Origin of the sequence: Ursidibacter maritimus (assembly GCF_009761395.1) — a bacterium.
GTDB classification, from domain to species: domain Bacteria; phylum Pseudomonadota; class Gammaproteobacteria; order Enterobacterales; family Pasteurellaceae; genus Ursidibacter; species Ursidibacter maritimus.
Map to the genome: position 1 here is coordinate 13,484 of NZ_LEKN01000013.1, position 17,431 is coordinate 30,914.

At 36.1% G+C, this 17,431-nt stretch carries 14 protein-coding genes; 3 read left to right on the top strand and 11 right to left on the bottom strand.

Annotation, left to right across the window (positions count from 1 at the left end):
* Window positions 1–81: 81 nt before the first annotated feature.
* On the bottom strand, window positions 82–840 hold the full coding sequence (gene modA / locus A1D26_RS03145; protein WP_157402640.1) for a molybdate ABC transporter substrate-binding protein: 759 nt from the start codon (window positions 838–840) through the stop codon (window positions 82–84).
* Window positions 841–1,050: 210 nt separating this feature from the next.
* Between modA and A1D26_RS03150 the strand changes: the two genes are divergently transcribed.
* From A1D26_RS03150 to A1D26_RS03160, 3 genes are read left to right on the top strand one after another with little or no spacing between them, the layout of a single operon-like run.
* The gene (locus A1D26_RS03150; protein ID WP_157402641.1) at window positions 1,051–2,301 is read left to right on the top strand and encodes a TolC family protein; all 1,251 of its coding nucleotides are present in this window, start codon (window positions 1,051–1,053) and stop codon (window positions 2,299–2,301) included.
* 15 nt (window positions 2,302–2,316) lie between these two features.
* Window positions 2,317–4,506, top strand: a complete 2,190-nt coding sequence (locus tag A1D26_RS03155; RefSeq protein WP_157402642.1) for a type I secretion system permease/ATPase — start codon at window positions 2,317–2,319, stop codon at window positions 4,504–4,506.
* A 17-nt stretch (window positions 4,507–4,523) separates the two neighbouring features.
* A complete protein-coding gene (locus tag A1D26_RS03160) occupies window positions 4,524–5,762 on the top strand; it encodes an HlyD family type I secretion periplasmic adaptor subunit (RefSeq protein WP_157402643.1) in 1,239 nt (412 codons plus the stop codon).
* A 624-nt stretch (window positions 5,763–6,386) separates the two neighbouring features.
* On the opposite strand, the gene lpxA is transcribed toward A1D26_RS03160, so the two are convergent.
* The 10 genes from lpxA to A1D26_RS03210 all read right to left on the bottom strand — a co-directional run bounded on the left by lpxA (window position 6,387) and on the right by A1D26_RS03210 (window position 17,423).
* Entirely contained in the window at window positions 6,387–7,181 is a 795-nt protein-coding gene (lpxA, locus tag A1D26_RS03165; protein WP_157402644.1) for an acyl-ACP--UDP-N-acetylglucosamine O-acyltransferase, read from the bottom strand.
* Between the two features lie 22 nt (window positions 7,182–7,203).
* Entirely contained in the window at window positions 7,204–7,653 is a 450-nt protein-coding gene (gene fabZ, locus A1D26_RS03170) for a 3-hydroxyacyl-ACP dehydratase FabZ (protein ID WP_269777906.1), read from the bottom strand.
* A gap of 30 nt (window positions 7,654–7,683) precedes the next feature.
* Window positions 7,684–8,709 (bottom strand): UDP-3-O-(3-hydroxymyristoyl)glucosamine N-acyltransferase, encoded by a 1,026-nt coding sequence (gene lpxD / locus A1D26_RS03175; protein WP_157403027.1) that lies wholly within the window; start codon window positions 8,707–8,709, stop codon window positions 7,684–7,686.
* 2 nt (window positions 8,710–8,711) lie between these two features.
* Window positions 8,712–9,485 carry an OmpH family outer membrane protein gene (locus tag A1D26_RS03180; RefSeq protein ID WP_157402645.1) on the bottom strand — a complete coding sequence of 258 codons (774 nt, stop codon included), beginning with the start codon at window positions 9,483–9,485 and terminating at the stop codon, window positions 8,712–8,714.
* A 91-nt stretch (window positions 9,486–9,576) separates the two neighbouring features.
* Entirely contained in the window at window positions 9,577–11,997 is a 2,421-nt protein-coding gene (gene bamA / locus A1D26_RS03185) for an outer membrane protein assembly factor BamA (protein WP_157402646.1), read from the bottom strand.
* A 53-nt stretch (window positions 11,998–12,050) separates the two neighbouring features.
* Complete coding sequence (rseP, locus tag A1D26_RS03190) at window positions 12,051–13,370, bottom strand: RIP metalloprotease RseP (protein WP_157402647.1); 1,320 nt, start codon at window positions 13,368–13,370, stop codon at window positions 12,051–12,053.
* Window positions 13,371–13,381: 11 nt separating this feature from the next.
* Window positions 13,382–14,251, bottom strand: a complete 870-nt coding sequence (locus tag A1D26_RS03195) for a phosphatidate cytidylyltransferase (RefSeq protein WP_157402648.1) — start codon at window positions 14,249–14,251, stop codon at window positions 13,382–13,384.
* Window positions 14,252–14,277: 26 nt separating this feature from the next.
* Window positions 14,278–14,970 (bottom strand): polyprenyl diphosphate synthase, encoded by a 693-nt coding sequence (gene uppS / locus A1D26_RS03200; RefSeq protein WP_157403028.1) that lies wholly within the window; start codon window positions 14,968–14,970, stop codon window positions 14,278–14,280.
* Window positions 14,971–15,095: 125 nt separating this feature from the next.
* Window positions 15,096–15,803, bottom strand: coding sequence for a hydroxyacylglutathione hydrolase (gene gloB, locus A1D26_RS03205; protein WP_157402649.1), 708 nt, complete (start codon window positions 15,801–15,803; stop codon window positions 15,096–15,098).
* Between the two features lie 60 nt (window positions 15,804–15,863).
* Window positions 15,864–17,423 (bottom strand): glycosyltransferase family 2 protein, encoded by a 1,560-nt coding sequence (locus A1D26_RS03210; RefSeq protein WP_157402650.1) that lies wholly within the window; start codon window positions 17,421–17,423, stop codon window positions 15,864–15,866.
* Between the last annotated feature and the right edge of the window lie 8 nt (window positions 17,424–17,431).

A 17,431-nucleotide genomic window follows, 5' to 3' on the forward strand; every position in this document is an offset into this window, starting at 1 on the left:
TCTCAATAAACAAGCGGTTGGATTGCTGAAATTTTTGGCAAATCCCCTTTCCTTATAGTGTAAGAAAGGGGAAAATGGGCTTTATTGTACCGCTTTAAAGCCTGCTTTTTCAAATGCTGATTTTGCATTTGAGCTAGAAAGGAAATCTAAGAAGCGTTTAGCTTCTGCTTTTCCACTGAGTGTTGCTGCTGGGTAAACGACTTTACCGTAGCTCTCTTGTGGAAAGACGGCAACAACTTTTACTTTATCACTTACTTTCGCATCGGTTGAATAAACAATCCCAAGTGGTAATTCGCCACGTTCGATATAAGCCAGTACCGCACGCACATCTTTTGCTTTAGATAAGCGATTTTCTACATCAATCCATAGATTAAAATGTTCAAGAGCTTTTTTAGCGTAACGCCCAACAGGAACATTATCATCTCCCACAGCCAAATAGCTCTCACCAATTACCTTTTTAAATTCGATCTCTTTAACAGTTGTTTCTGTAAGCTCGCTGTCTTTAGGTGCAATTAAAACCAATTCATTTTCGGCTAAGGTTTTTATATTTTTTGTTTTATTTGGCTGTTTTTCTGCAACATAGTCCATCCATTTTTTATCAGCAGAAACAAAAATATCCGCAGGAGCATCTTGTTCAATCTGTTTTGCCAAAGTTGAAGAACCTGCAAAAGAAAATGTAATACTATCTTCAGGATATTGTTTTTTGTACTCTTCACCAATCTGCTGTAACACGTTTGTCATTGAAGAGGCAGCAAAGACAGTAATACTTTGTGCTAATACTGAAACAGAGCTGATACTAAAAGAACTGACTAAAGCACATTTTAGTAATGTCTTTTTCATATTATCTCCTTTTATTTTAATAAAAAAGATTGTATAAACGATTATATAATGAATTTAAAAAAATCACTCATTTATGAAAAAATCAACGAGTTAATGTAATTCTTTAGTCCATATTTTCCCAAGCATTTATGCTCTACTTTCACATTTACTTATCATGGCTTTCAGATATAATCCCGTTTTCAAATACTTATCAACTTAATGGTATACAAAATGCGATACACAGCACTATCCTTAGGTTTATTGGCAATGTTCTATACATTATCAGCCAATGCCAATCCCCAAAAACTTCAAGATATTTTACGTTATGCTCTTAACGAAGATCCTAGAGTGCTAGAAGCAAAAGCAAATATAGCAATCGCTCAAAGTCAAACCAAAATTTCTCAGGCTGGTCATTACCCTATAATTTCGGCAACGAATACACAAGTCTTATCACAAAAGCATAGAGATGCATCAAATAAGAAAGAATCTCGTCCAGCATTAAAAGGGCAAGTGAATTTATATTCTTGGGGAGCCATTGAAAATGAAGTAGAACGAGATCGCCACAAAGAAGGCTTCTTCAAGCATAAAAAAGAAGAAACCCTAGAACAAGTTGGCAAAGCTATCACTGAGCTATATTTAACCGCTCTTAGAGCGAAAGAAAATATTGCCATCTATAAAGAAAGCTTAAAAAGACATCAGCATATTCTACAAAATGTTAAAGTTATTGCAACTTATGATGAAGGACGAGCATTTGAAGTGGAAGAGGCAAAAGCCAGATTATTGCAAGTAGAATCAATTATTGAGCAACAAACCCGTTTACTCAATATTTCAATTAGTCAAATTAACCGCTATACGCAATATCCTATCTCAGAGAAAGATTTGATCGATCCCTTTCCAAATGGAGAAACAGAAAAATTTATTACTGGCTACAAAAATCAGACACTTAATAATCCGACTTACTTGGCTCAGCAATCTGAATTAGCCAGTACACAAGCTAGTGTCAAAGCAGCAAAAGCTAAACAACTACCCGCTATCAACTTACAAGGCGAAGTCTATAATAAAGGCTATGAAATCTTTTTAGGCGTATCTTGGAATATTTTTGATTCTGCGGCTTATCATTCTGTTGATCACAGTATTTATTCTGAAGCTTCCGCAAAAGCAAAATTGCAAGAAATTTTATTGGAGCTACAAGAAAAGGCAAGAACATCTGAAATTGATATGAAACAGAATAATCGTCGTTTAGCCGTAGTCAAAAAACAGATAAGCTCTCAGAAACGGGTATTATCTTCTGTAGAATTACAATTTGAAATCGCACAACGTTCCTTATTAGATGTGCTTAATTCCTATAAAGAATTAACTGAAATTCAAGTCGAAGAAGTAAATATTAAGAATGATTACCGCGTTGCTGCACTTAATTATTTAATCTCTCAAGCTCAAGTCGCTAAATGGGCTGGAATTCAGAAAATTAACCTAAATTTATAAAATAACTAAGTTTTTATGGAATCAATTATTGAACATATTGCATTAGCAACCCAGTTACTAGGCTCGCCTGTTGCAAAAGAAGCATTATCGGCACAAATAGTCAGAGATAAGCATCAGAGAATCAATTATTCATCCTTGGTGGAATTATTAAGAGCCAATGGTTTTGAAAATAATATTTCTAAACGTCCATTAACAAACATCCCTTCTTTAGCTGTGCCTGTCGTTGTTTTTTTAGGTGGTGAAGAAGGGGCTGTGATTACGAAAATTGAAGGTAGTGGCATAGAAAGGGAATACTATATTCGTCAAACAGACGGTATGCTAAAGAAAGTATCTCACTCAGAATTAGATGAGAAATATCTAGGATTTTGCTGGTTCATTAAACCTAAAATTATAGCTGATGTGCGTTCAGAATTACCTGAATATCACCTGCCTAAAGCATGGTTTTGGAAAGTCATTTGGCGATTTAAACCCTATTATTTCCAAGTTATTCTCGCTACATTCCTAATTAACTTTTTAGCCTTAGTAAGTTCACTATATGTAATGAACGTTTACGATAGAGTTATTCCCAATAAAACCTATGAAACCTTATGGGTATTAAGTATTGGTGTTATTTTAGCAATTACCTTTGAATTTATTGCGAAACTTATTCGTGGGCATTTAACCGATATTGCAGGTAAAAAAGCCGATTTGATTATTAGCTCCGCTCTTTTTAGGCGAGTAATGTCGATTAAATTAGCAGATAAACCCGCTTCGTCAGGGTCTTATGCCAATAATTTGAGAGATTTTGAATCAGTACGTGAATTTATGACGAGTGCTAGTTTATTAATGCTTGTTGATTTACCATTCTTATTACTCTTTGTTTTTGTGATTTGGTTAATTGCAGGGAAATTGGCTATAGTACCAATGATTTTGATTCCACTGGTAATTATTGTCGGTTTATTAGTGCAACCGAAAATTGCTTACTATATGACAGCATCAATGAAAGAATCATCGCAGAGACAAGGGCTAGTGGTAGAAGCAATAGAAGGGATTGAAACCTTAAAAGTGAACAATGCAACAAGTTGGGCACAGCAACGTTGGGATCGGTATACCGCTAAAACAGCAAGTATTCAGACTAAAATTAAAGATCTCAATAACTTTGTAATTAACTTTGCGGTGGGAATGCAGCAGCTAAATACTGTCTTTTTAGTATTATTCGGTACCTATTTAATTCATAGCAATATCGAAGGTGAGCGTATTACTATGGGAGCATTAATTGCTTCAGTGATTCTCTCTGGTCGAGTACTTGCACCATTATCACAAATTGCTGGATTAGCAATACGCTTCCAGCAAGCTAAAGTTGCCTTATCTGGTATCAATAATATTGTTGAACGTCCAATTGAGCGTATTCCAGAACGGCAATATATTTGTTTAGATCGAGTGGAAGGCAATATCAATTTTAATAATATTGCATTTAAGTATGGTAAAGATGAGCATTTTGTTTTAGAAGGCATAAACATTGAGATTAAACAAGGGGAACGAGTCGCCATTTTAGGAAAGGTTGGCAGTGGTAAAACGACATTACTTAACTTGGCATCTGGTTTATATGAACCTATTGAAGGAAATATCACTTTAGATAAAGTCGATATTCGTCAGCTCGACCCTAACTTTTTAAGAAGTCATATTGCCCAATTACCACAATCTCCAAGACTATTCTTAGGGACGTTAAGAGATAACTTAAATTTGGCTCGGCAAGATAATTTCTCAACAGATCAAGAATTATTGGTAGCACTCCGTCATTTTGGGCTTGATAGTATGGTTCAAAATCACCCACGAGGCTTAGATATGCCATTAGGGGAAAATGGAATGGGGCTCTCAGGCGGACAAAAACAACTAGTTGCTTTAGCTCGTATGACATTGCGCAATCCTAAGGTGGTATTGCTTGATGAACCAACTCATAGCCTAGATCAGAATTCTGAAAACTTAGTACTTAATTCATTAGCTCGTTGGTCTGTGAATCGTACGCTTATCGTTGTAACACACCGCCCACAACTGTTACAAATTGTAGATAGAATTATTGTGGTAGATGAAGGCAAAATCGTTATTGATGGCCCTAAAGATCGGGTATTAGCTTACTTAAAACAGCAAGAAAACCATAAAAATTCTGAAATCAGTGCTAGTACCAGAGGTATCAAAGTATCTACATCTAGTAATAATAAGCCCTAGTTTAGGAAAAGAGACGAATGGAAAAACAAAATTATTCTGCTAAAGAAAAAATCTCAAACAGTGATCTTGCTCTACTGAATGACTTAAATGCGGCATTACAAGTTGAAAAACATACTAGGATTTTTTCTGTGATCACGCTATTATGTTCGTTTACCATTGTTTTTATCATATGGGCATATAATAGTCCACTTGAAGAAGTTACTCGTGGGCAAGGTAGCGTTATACCAAGTAGTAGAGATCAAATTGTACAAAGTATTGATCCTGGTATTATTCAAGAGATCAAAGTAAAAGAAGGAGAGATTGTTGAAAAAGGACAAGTGCTATTAGTGCTAGATGATACGAGAAGCTCGGCAATTCTACGAGAAAGTCAAGCCAAAGTCAGTAATCTACAAGCAATTTCTGCCCGCTTACAAGCTGAAGCACTAGATGTACCTTTAAGCTTTCCGGAATCCATTTCGGCTGAATTAAAAAATCGAGAAATCGCAGTATATAAAGCTAATCAAAAAACACTAAATCAAGCTATTACAGGGCTAGCTGCAAGTAAACAAGTATTAGATCGTGAAATTTCAATTATTCAACCAATGGTTAATAAAGGAGTAATGTCTGAGGTTGAGTTCCTAAAACTCAAACGTCAATCATTAGAACTTAGCCAACAAATGACTGAGCGTAAAAATAAATATCGCTCTGATGCTAGCCAAGAATTAGTCCGTACAGAATCTGAATTAGCACAAGCTCTAGAAAATATGGCAGTAAGAGCAGATCCAGTAGAACGCTCACAACTTAGAGCACCACTGAAAGGTATTGTCAAAAATATTCGAGTAAATACCATTGGAGGCGTTATCCAAGCCGCCCAAGATATTTTAGAAATCGTGCCTATTGACGATAAATTGGTCGTCCAGGCTTATATTAGTCCTAAGGATGTAGCTTTTATTCGCACTGGTCAAGAAGCGATTGTAAAAATCAGTGCCTATGATTATGCGATCTATGGGGGAATTGAAGGTAAAGTGGTACTAATCAGTCCAGATACCTTACAAGATGAACGACGACCAAGTGAGCTAAAACTAAATCCAGATCAAGCCTATTATCGAGTATTGGTCGAAACTACTCACAATAATATTACAGATAAAGCAGGAAATATATTAGAAATTACACCAGGAATGACCGCAACGGTAGATATTAAAACCGGCCAGAAAACTGTATTCCAATATCTGATCAAACCGATTACACGGATGAAACAAGCGTTACAAGAACGCTAATAAATTGAATGAAGATAATGAATAAAAAAATTTTTGGCATATAGAACAAAATAGTTGGTTTTTTGTGTTTTATATGCCTATAGGACAAAAAAGTTGGTAATTATTGTTTCCTGTAATCTTTATCAACTCTTTTTATTTAAAAAAATCCTGTATCAATAATATCTTATGTTTTCTCGTTAAACCACTATCAGGTCGTAATTTATCTTTCAGTTATTTAAATAACCCCTCCAATCTATTTGTCGTCTTTTCAATATTTAAGCCTGCGTGTTTTTCATAGGTAAATAAATAATCAAAATAACGTTAAATACTTGCTAAAGCACTCCTCACATTTCGATGTGTATAAGGATATTTCCCTTTTTCATTTGGTTTATCCGACCGTTTATTTAAAAATGCTTTATGTTTTATTTTCCAAGAATACATACGTAAATAAAATTCTTTTTTTGAGCTACTTTTTAACGTCTTTATGCTTGTTTTTAATTCTCTTCCTGCGTGTGCTTGATGTTTGTTCTTAATGCTCTCATCACCCTACATGAAACGAACATATCTGAGTAGGTGTGCCGAGTAAATCTTTTAGCAATCCACGCTATCACAAGTAATAGATTACAATGCCTAACAAATGTAGAATTATCGAATAATCCCTCGAGTAGAGCGTTTAAAGAAGTCTAAAAATAAGCTAACTGCCGCTTCTGTCTTTGCATATTGCTCAATTTCTGGAATCACTTCTTCAAGAGTTTTACCACTGCGATAAATCAGTTTATACACATTACGAATAGCATGCATCGTCGCTTTTTCAAACCCTCTACGTTTTAACCCCTCTAGGTTTACCCCAAAAGGATGTGCATGATTTCCTTGCGCCATTACATAAGGTGGTACGTCTTGACTTACCATTGAGCCCCCCCCAAGCATAACGTGAGAGCCAACCACAACGAATTGATGAATGGCTGACATTCCACCGACAATAACAAAGTCATCAAGAGTAACATGCCCTGCAAGGGTACCATTATTTGCAACAATACAGCGATTACCAACATTACAATCGTGAGCAATATGGCAGTTGATCATAAATAAGTTATCATCACCCACCGTAGTCACTCCTCCACCTTGTACTGTTCCTCGATGAATTGTCACACTTTCTCGAATTCGATTTCGGTTTCCAATAATGGTTTTTGTTGGTTCACCTAGATATTTTAAATCTTGGTTAATTTCACCGATACTTGCAAATTGAAAGATTTGGTTATCTTCACCAATTTCGGTATGCCCTTGAATCACAACATGGGAATGAATTTTTGTTCTTGCTCCAATTTTGACATCTTTACCAATGACGCAGAAAGGTCCAATTTCGACATTAGCTCCTATTGTTGCACCTTCTTCAATAATTGCAAGAGGGCTTATTTTTGCTGAGGAATCAATACATTGCATAATAGTCTCCTTAAGGACTTTATTATTTACGAGCACACATCAATTCTGCTTCACAAACAACCACACCATCGACAGAGGCAGTACCTGTGAAACGAGTAATACCTCTGACTTCTTTAAGAACTTCAACGTGTAATGTCATTTGATCTCCAGGCACAACAGGTTTTTTGAAACGTGCATTATCAATACCAGCAAAATAAAATAGTGAACCTTTCTCTAACTCACGTGTTTTAAATGCCAAAAGTCCCATAGATTGTGCTAATGCTTCCATAATCAATACACCAGGAAAAATCGGTTTTTCAGGAAAATGTCCCGTAAAACAAGGCTCATTTACACTTACATTTTTAATTGCTGTAAGCCATTTTCCTTCTTCAAAATCAATTACTCTATCGACCATTAGAAATGGGTAGCGATGCGGTAATAATTGCATAATTTCATCAATTTCAACGATTTTAGGTTCACGAATTTCTGACACGGAAAGTTCCTCTAAGTAAATCTATAAAAACTACTCTTTTAATTGTTTTTCAACGGCTTTTAATCGCTCATTGATTTTATCAATATTCATCGTAAGTGTTGCTGTTTTACGCCACTCTTTGTTAGGTTGTAATGGGATACCCGATGAATAAATTCCTTTTTCTGTGATAGGACGCATGACCATTCCCATTCCAGTGATAATAGCACCATCACAAATTTCCATATGGCCATTTATCACACTAGCCCCACCAATTTGACAAAATTTGCCAACTTTAAGACTGCCAGCCATAATAACACCACCAGCGACAGCAGTACCAAAACCGATATGAACATTGTGAGCAATTTGGCAAAGATTATCAATGATCACATTATCTTCGATAACAGTCGGATCTAACGCACCTCTATCAATACAAGTACAAGCACCAATTTCGACACAATTGCCAATAATGACTCCACCTGTTTGCGGAATTTTGATCCACTGCCCTTTTTCATTAGCGTAGCCGAAACCATCACTACCGATAACCGCAGATGATTGGATCAAGCAATCACTACCAATTTGTACATTATGGTAAATAGCTACATTTGCCCATAATTTTGTTCTAGCACCAATTTTACTATTTTTACCTACAAAGCAACCTGCACCGATGATGACATCATCACCTAATTCTGCACCACTTTCAATTACCGCATTTGCACCGATTGAAACATTCTGACCTAATTTAGCATTTTCAGCTATGACTGCAGAAGGAGAAATATTCTCTGCTGGTTTCGGTGTGGAATCCATATATTGTGCAAGTATTGCATAAGCAACATAGGGATTTTTCACAACAATAATGTTCTGTTGCTCTGTGCAGAATTCAACATCAGATTCATTGACAATAATCGCACCTGCATTGCTACTTACTAACTGGTCACGATATTTTGCATTAGAAATAAAGGTAATTTGGTTCTGCTGAGCTTTATCTAGCGGTGCAATACTAGAAATGACTAAATCGGCGTTGCCTCTCAAGGTTCCGCCGATTTGCTCCGCTAATTCAATTAAACGGAATGTTTTCATCATTATTTAGCCTGTGTTTCAGCTTTTTTCTCTTCTACTGGGGCTTCTTCTTTCTTCGGTTCTTCTTTCGTTTCAGTCGCTTTTGTTGCTACATTCGCTTTTAAAGCACTTAACACTTCTTCTGTGATATCTGCTTTTTCATCTTTTGCATACAGAGCAACTGTTGGCGATAAAACTAAAGTATAACCTTTTGTTTCTGCAAGTTTTTTAATTGCTGTATTGATTTCATCTACAGCTTTCTTTTGCACTTCGTTTGGATCAAGCCCATTTACTTGTTGCTCTTTTGCAACTTTCTCTTGGAATTCAGCCGCTTTTTTCTGGAATGCTTCAGCTTTTTTAGCAAATTCACCTTCACGTTTTTGAATTGCAGCAACTTTATTTTGGAACACTTTTTGTTCAGCATTAATTGCATCTTGACGTGCTTGAATTTCTTTAGCTCGCAATCTCGGTGCATCTTTCTCTAATGCAGCTACTTTTTTCTTCAATGATGCTTCTAACGTACCTTGCTCTTTTTGAAGTTTTTTTGCATCTTCTTCAATCTTATTACGCTCTGCAAGTAATGCCTTCTCTTCAGTTTCTAATTTCTTACCTTCGTCTGCAAATTTTTTCTCAGTTTCTTTCATAAACTGTTCAAATTTAGCACTTGCCTCTACCATTGCTGGGTGATTTTGTAATAAATAACCAGGATCAGCAAATCCGATTTTTTCATTTGCATTCGCAGTGTGTGATAACGCTAAAATAGTAGCAATTGTCGTGATTTTGAATAAATTTTTCATAAATTTCCTTAATTTAACATTTATTTGAAACAAGGCGATAAGGCCAGTATTTACAAAAAATAAATCTAATCTTACCGCTTAATTGACTAAATTAGAATGAGCCACCAATACTGAATTGGAATTGCTCAATCTCATCACCCGTATATTTCTTAATTGGTTTAGCATAAGAGAATACTAAAGGACCAATTGGTGAATTCCATTGGAATGCAACACCAGCAGATGCTCTAACACGTTTATAATTGCCATTATCTAAAGTTGGGTAAGTCTTTTTGTGAGTTTTCCACTTTGTATCCCAAACTGTTGCAGCATCTGCAAATAATGATGTTCTTACATTGTGCTGATATTTTTCACTGACAAATGGCGTTGGTACAATCAATTCTAGACTTGCTGTTGCCATCGCATTACCACCAATAATATCACCGTTTGCAGAGTCAAATATTGGATTTCCATTTGCATCTTTTCTAAAACTGCCATTTTGTTCTCTACCTAAGTAGATCGCTTTAGGTCCAATGGCACCGTAGCCAAAGCCCCTTAATGAGCCAATACCACCGGCGGTATAATTTTGATAGAACGGTAATTTCTTACCACCAAAACCACTTGCATAAGCTAATCCGACTCTGGTAGAAATAATCCATTTTTGCTCGCGATTAAGTGGTAAATAATTTTTAAAATCAGCACTTAACTTATAATACTTATTATCTGAACCAGGAATTGTGACTTTACCACCAATATTTGCAACAGAGCCACTACGAGGTAAGAAACCACGATCTAGACTGTTATAATTCCAACCAAATGAGAAATCAAAATCATCCGCTTTGATTTTCTTGTACACATTACTGTTGTTATCAAATGGGATCTTCATTGATTTTACATATAACTCACGACCAAATTCTCTCGAAGCATTTTTAATCACATCGTGAGTATAGCCTAATCCCAGATAGTAAGAGTTATTTTCATCTACAGGGAAACCTAGCGTTCCATTTAGACCATAAGTACGACGTTTATAGCTTGAGGCACTATCATTTTTTGAGTTATCATAATCTTCATAGAAAGCATTGCCGCCTAAACTTACGCCATCTTTGGTAAAGTAAGGCTCAGTATAACCTAGATTGATACTTGTACCATAATCATTACGAGAACCATTTAAGCTAAGGGTTGAACCCATACCTAAAAAGTTATCTTGTTTAATACCAGCTTGGTAGCTCAAACCACTTTCCGTACCATATCCAATACCAAAATTGATACTTCCTGTATTACGCTCCTTAATTTTATACAATAAGTCAACTTGGTCTGGTTTATCTTGAACGGTTGGGAAAGTCATATCGACAGTTTCATAGAAACCTGTACGTTCTAAACGAGATTTACCCAAATTAGCTAAACTTGTTGATAACCATGCACCTTCTTGTTGACGCATTTCTCGACGCAATGTTGAATCAGCGGTAACATTATTTCCTTCAAAGCGAATGTTACGCACATAAATTCGGCTACCCGCATCAACGACGTAACTAATTTTGACTGTTTTATTTTCATCATCAAAATGCGGATAGACTTCAACCTTAGCAGAAGCAAAACCACTATCGCCTAACACTTCTTTAATTGCTTCTTCAATTTTAGCAAGATCATCACGGCGGAACTGTTGATTTGGTTTAAAATCCTTCAATAGCGCATTTAGCTCTTTATCCATATTGCCAGTATTACCGATAATACGAATCTCACTGATGTTATATTTATCCCCCTCATTAATTTTGTAGGTTAAATACACTTCTTCTTTATTATCGCTAAATTTTACATCTGTATTTTCTAACGCAAACTTCGCATAACCTTGATTCATATAGAAATTTTGTAATGCTTCAATATCTTGCTGATATACTGGCTGTTGGAATTTACTACTTGAAAAAATATTCCACCAAGAAACATCAGGTTGAATTTCTAGCTGTTTAAGCAATTCTTTCGAAGTGAATGCCTTATTACCTTCAAAGTTTATTGTTTTAACGTAGGATACATCATCTTCTTTGATATCTAATTGAATATTTACACCACCATTTTCACTATGAGTAATGTTTGTATCAATTTTCGCATTATAGCGACCAATAGAATGGTAGTGTTCAATTAGAGCAGCTTTGAAACTTTCCAATTTTGCCGCATCAAATATTTCTCCACGATTAATTAAATTCGCTTTTAAGTTTTGCTCAAGTGGCTCTTTAGGGATTGCTGAGTTACCTTTGATGTCTACGCTGTTGATAACCGCATGTGGAACTACTTTGATAACAAGCACATTACCATCTCGAGTTGCTCGTACATCTTGGAAACGGTTTTGAGAAAATAACTGTCTGACAACATTAGCCACATCATTATCTGTTGCCGTTTGCCCAACTCTTACAGGTAAAGTTGGAATAATAGTTGCACCCGTTTCAGCCTGTACGCCTTCAATACGAATATCTTTCACCACAAATGGCGCTGCAAAAGCAACGCCATTTGCCATCAATAATGTCGAAAGTAATAGTTTTTTCATTGAAAATTCCTATTCATTTGTAAAATTTTTAAAAAATCTAACCGCTTATATGGTTAAAAGTGTATTAAATCATTAAATAATGCAAAAATCATCAAGCTTAATACAAAAGCCATTCCTAATTTTTGGAAATTAATTTCAACTTTCTCTGACAATGGTTTGCCTCGAATAGCCTCTCCAGCCAGTAATAACAATCGCCCACCATCTAGTGGTAAAATAGGGAAAAGATTCATTACACCAAGATTAACACTGATTAATGCCATAAAACTTAGATAATAAACAAACCCAATTTCAGCCGTAGTGCCAGCACCTTTTGCCATTGAAATAGGCCCCCCCATATTTTTAATAGAGAGTTCACCTGTAATTAAATTGCCAATAAATTGCAGAATGCTTTTAATGAGTGACCATACTTTTTCAAGGCTTTTTTGCAACCCTACAAGCATATCATACTTTAGCTCAGTTCGATACTTATCCGCTAGCGGTTCATAAGTTGGTGTAATACCTATTACATAACGTTCATCTTTATCAGATTTAACAGGTGTTACTGATAATTGTTTTCTTTCCCCTGCTCGCTCAATAATAAATTCAACTTCTTTACCTAATTGAATCTGCTCAACCAAATTTAGCCAATCAAATTCCCGTTGATTAACCGATATTATCTTATCCCCAGCTCGCAAATCTGCTTTATCTGCAGGCGATTGTTCGACTACTTGCTTAATAATTGGTTCAATGACTGCACTTTTTGGACGAATACCTAAGGTGGTTAATGGGCTTTGTTTATTTCCTTCCACTTGCCACTGCGTTAAATCCAAATAAAAACGTTTTGGACTTGTTTCACCTATTAACTGCCCTGAGATCTCAATATCTTTAGAACCAACTTTACCGATTAAAGCCAAGGTTGTATCTTCCCAATCTAAGACATTACGCCCATTCACTTGGGTAACCTCAAACTCAGGTAATACGCCTGCTTTAGCTGCGATAGAGTCAGGAATAACACTTCCGACCACTGGTTTTACTGTTGGCATACCAATAACAAAAACACTCCAATATGCCAATATCGCAAATAAAAAATTAGCCACTGGTCCAGCTGCCATAATAAATGCACGCTGTTTTACCGTTTTACTGTGTAGGGATTGATTTTCAGCTAGTTGATACTCTGGCTCACCATTGTACATCTGAACATATCCACCCAGTGGAATGAGTGAAAAAACAAACTCAGTACCTTGTTTATCTTTTTTTCGCCATAGAACCTTACCAAAACCAATAGAAAAGCGAAGTACTTTTACACCACATTTTCGAGCGGCCCAGAAGTGCCCGTATTCGTGTACAAACACTAATACGCAGATGAGAACAAAGAAAGCTAGAATTGAGGTCACATACTATCCTATTATAGAAAGAAGAAAAAACCTGTGGCGAATATAGGCACTGCCGCTGTTAAACTATCAATGCGATCTAAAATACCACCATGTCCTGGAATTAGGTTACTACTGTCTTTTATTCCTGCCTGACGTTTAAACATACTTTCACTTAAATCACCTAATACCGAAATTGCCACGGTAATCGTTGAGAGAATCACGAATGAAATCGTACTTAACTCTCTCCCAAAAACATCTACTGGGGCAGACTGTAAGAAAATAATTGCGATTAAAGCAGAAGTAAAAACACCACCAATAGCCCCTTCCCAAGATTTACCAGGTGAAACTTTTGGTGCTAGTTTATGCTTGCCAAAAGCTCGCCCAACAAAATACGCACCTGAATCTGCCCCCCAAACCAATAAGAAAACATAAAGCAATAAAAACGTACCTTGATATTCATTGCTATTATATTGGTAGAAACGCAATGCTAAAGTACCCAACATAAATGGAATAAGTGTACAGAAACCAAAAATAAATTTTGCACTGACTGATTTAGACCAAAAATTTGATGATTTAGGATAAGAAACAACTAAGAGAGTGGCTATAACCCACCAAATACACCCTAAGAAAAGAAAAGGCGTTGTGCTATCGGTTAGAAATTTTGCTGCTTGAATATAATCAGTCGCTGCAATAATCGGGAAAAAGAGCAAACCTGCAGTCATAAATGCGACTAAGGCACGAGCAATCGGTCTTTTAAAGCCAACAAACTGCGCCCACTCCCACATACCTAACACAATAATGGCAGATAATACTAAAGTAAAAAATAACGGAGAAAGCCAAAATAATGCCATCAATGCAACAGCAATCATTACAATTGCAGATAAAACACGCTGTTTAAGCATTTTTCATTCCTTTTAAGTTATAAATTTTAGCAACCACCAAATCGGCGATCACGTTGTTGATAAGCTCTAATCGCCTCAGCGAAATGTTCTTCATTAAAATCAGGCCATAGTACTGAGCTAAAAAATAGCTCGGCATACGCAATCTGCCATAATAAAAAATTACTAATACGCTGTTCGCCACTGGTTCGAATAAGTAAATCTACTTGTGGCTGGTCTTCTGTGACTAATGCTTGCTGAAAACGTTCTGGGGTAATGTGTTCAATTCCGAGAATACCTTGTTTAACTTGCGTTGCAAGCTGTTTAGTCGCATTCACAATATCCCAGTAACCACCATAATTTGCCGCAATATTTAAAATAAGTCCCGAATTTTGAGAAGTAAGTTGTTCTGATTGTTCAATCCTTTTTTGCAAACTTTCGCTAAAGCGAGATTTATCCCCAATAATTTTTAAGCGAATATTATTTTGGTGCAATTTTTTCACTTCTGAGTCTAAGGCTTTCATAAAAAGCGTCATTAACGCAGATACTTCAGCTTCAGGTCTGTTCCAGTTTTCACTACTGAAAGCATAAAGCGTCAGGACCTTAATTTGATGCTTTGCTGCAAAATTTACAGCGGTTCTGACCGCTTTGACCCCATTTTGATGGCCAAAAATACGCAGTTTACCTTGCTGTTTTGCCCAACGACCGTTGCCATCCATAATGATTGCAACATGTTGTGGCATATTAAGTGGGTCGAAATTCACTGAAAATACTCTCTATAAAATCAATTTATTTGCCTAATGCAAAATTTCATTAATATATCATAAGCAATAGACTTCTAAAAATGGTTTTAACTTTTGCGTTGTTATTAAAAATTGTCTTTTTGCTGACGTAATTGAATGAATTTCTCTAAATTTTCTGCTCTCAAAAATGGATTGATCTGTTTTTCAATACCAATAGTGCTTGGCAAAGTCGGTTTATGATGAGAGCGCAATATATCAACTCGTTCTTGATACTCAAATAAGACACAACTATTTGGCATTACTGCTTGTGCAAATTTTAAGTTACTTTGAGTATATTCGTGGCCTGCATAGACCTCGACCCAATCAGGTAAAGCATTAAAACGTTGTAAAGTATCAAACTGAGCTTGGTAATTCCCTGTAAATACCCTGCCACAACCGCCAGAAAATAACGCATCACCACAAAATAGCCAACGATTATCAACTAAATAACTGATATGTTTTTCGGTATGCCCTGCACTTTCGATCACTCGAACATCATACTCCCACAAAGAAAAATGCTCCTCGGGTTCTACAAGGCGAGTCGCCAATTCGCTAACTTCTGATGAACCATAAACCGCCAAACTCGGATGATACGATAGTAATTCAGGTACACCTTCAGTATGATCACGATGATGGTGAGTCAATAAAATAGCGGTAGGATTAAGCTGATTTTTTGCAAGGCAATCTAACACCTTTTTCGCTTCACTAGGATCAACAATAACGACTTCATTCTGATGTTGTATCAGCCAAATATAATTATCTGATAATGCAGGAATAGGAGTGATTTTTAACATTTTATCTCCGATATTTCTTACAAAAAAGAAATGGGCAACTCAATGCCCATTCACCATATCTCATTTAATTTGTGCTAAACCATTCTCACACCATTTCAGTTTTTCACTAATCGCATGATTAAGCAATTTATCATTTTCTGGTAATGAGGCGCGAGTAGCTTCGTGATGCCATAGATGATAGGCAATGGCAGCAAATTTAAGATTAGCTCGTTTCCCACCATTATTAAAGAAACGTACAACAAATTCGCTATCTTCACGTCCCCAACCGACAAAATCATTATTAAAACCGTTAATCGCCATTGCATCTTCCTTGAAAAATGCCATATTGCAACCACGCACTGCGTGAAGATTTTGTTTCTCTCTGCGTAAAAATAATGATGATAAAAATGGTAAATGTAATGCAGACAGGCGTTTTTCTAGGCGTTTTTCCAAGCCTTTCTCATACCATTTTAATGGCCTGTAAGCGGTCGGATTTTGTAAAAGTTTTGCGGTTTTTTCTTCAGTTAAAACCACTCGTCCACCTTGTACAAATAAGCCTTTTTTAGCTGCCTTTTTATGATCTGCAATAAATTCAGGGTGTAAAACCATATCACCATCAATAATCACAATATAATCGCTATTCGCCATTGCTAAAGCTCTATTACGCGATTGTGCCAAGCGAAAACCATCGTCTTCTTGCCAAGCGTGTTTTAATGGAATAGGGAAAGCTCGCTGTAAGCGGCTAATGACCGCACGCGTATCTTCTCTTGACCCATCATCTGCCACAATCACTTCATTTGGCATTACTCGCTGATGCAATACAGAATATAGCACTGCCTCTAGGGCATCAGGACGATTATAAGTTGTAATAATTAAGGAAGTCGTAAGCTTTTGATTAGCCTCATTTAATTTGACATATTTGTAATAAGATCCACTGGCATTTGCAAAAGAGATCACAAAACCGTCCGCTCCTGACAAAATCCCTTTTTTCAAAATATAATTTTTGAAGAAAGCAGAAATACCATGTGAAACTGCACTGAATATCGAACTACGTTTACGAAATTGTTGCTGATTAGCAAACAAACTCGTATATTGTTGCATTTTATTGATTAGCCCTTCCGCTCCATCGAAAGAATAATGTAGAAAATGCTGTTTTAATCTGATTGTTTCGATATGTTTATCAATGACTAACGATTCGTGAACTTGTTTATCATTAAATTTCACGACAGTTCGATGATACATTCTTTTCACATAATCAGGATACCAACCACAAGTTCTAATTGGCTTACCTCGATAATGGTTGATCCGCAAAATCGCATAAACCTTATTTATTTGACTCAAATCTATCTGGCGAATTTCTTCAACCAATTCAGCAGAAAAAATCTCATCGCTATCTACATTGATAATCCAATCATAGCTTGCAAAACTTGCTGCGAAGTTTTTCATTGGTCCAAAACCAATAAAAGAATGGTGATGAATTTTCACATTATCAAACTGACTGGCAATCGCTAAGGAATTGTCTGTTGAACCATTATCTAACACAACAATTTCTGCAAAATCAGATAGACTTTGCAGACTTTGTGCTAAATATTTTTCTGCATTTTTAACCAGCATCGTAACACTGATAGGGAGCTTATTCATTCTATCGC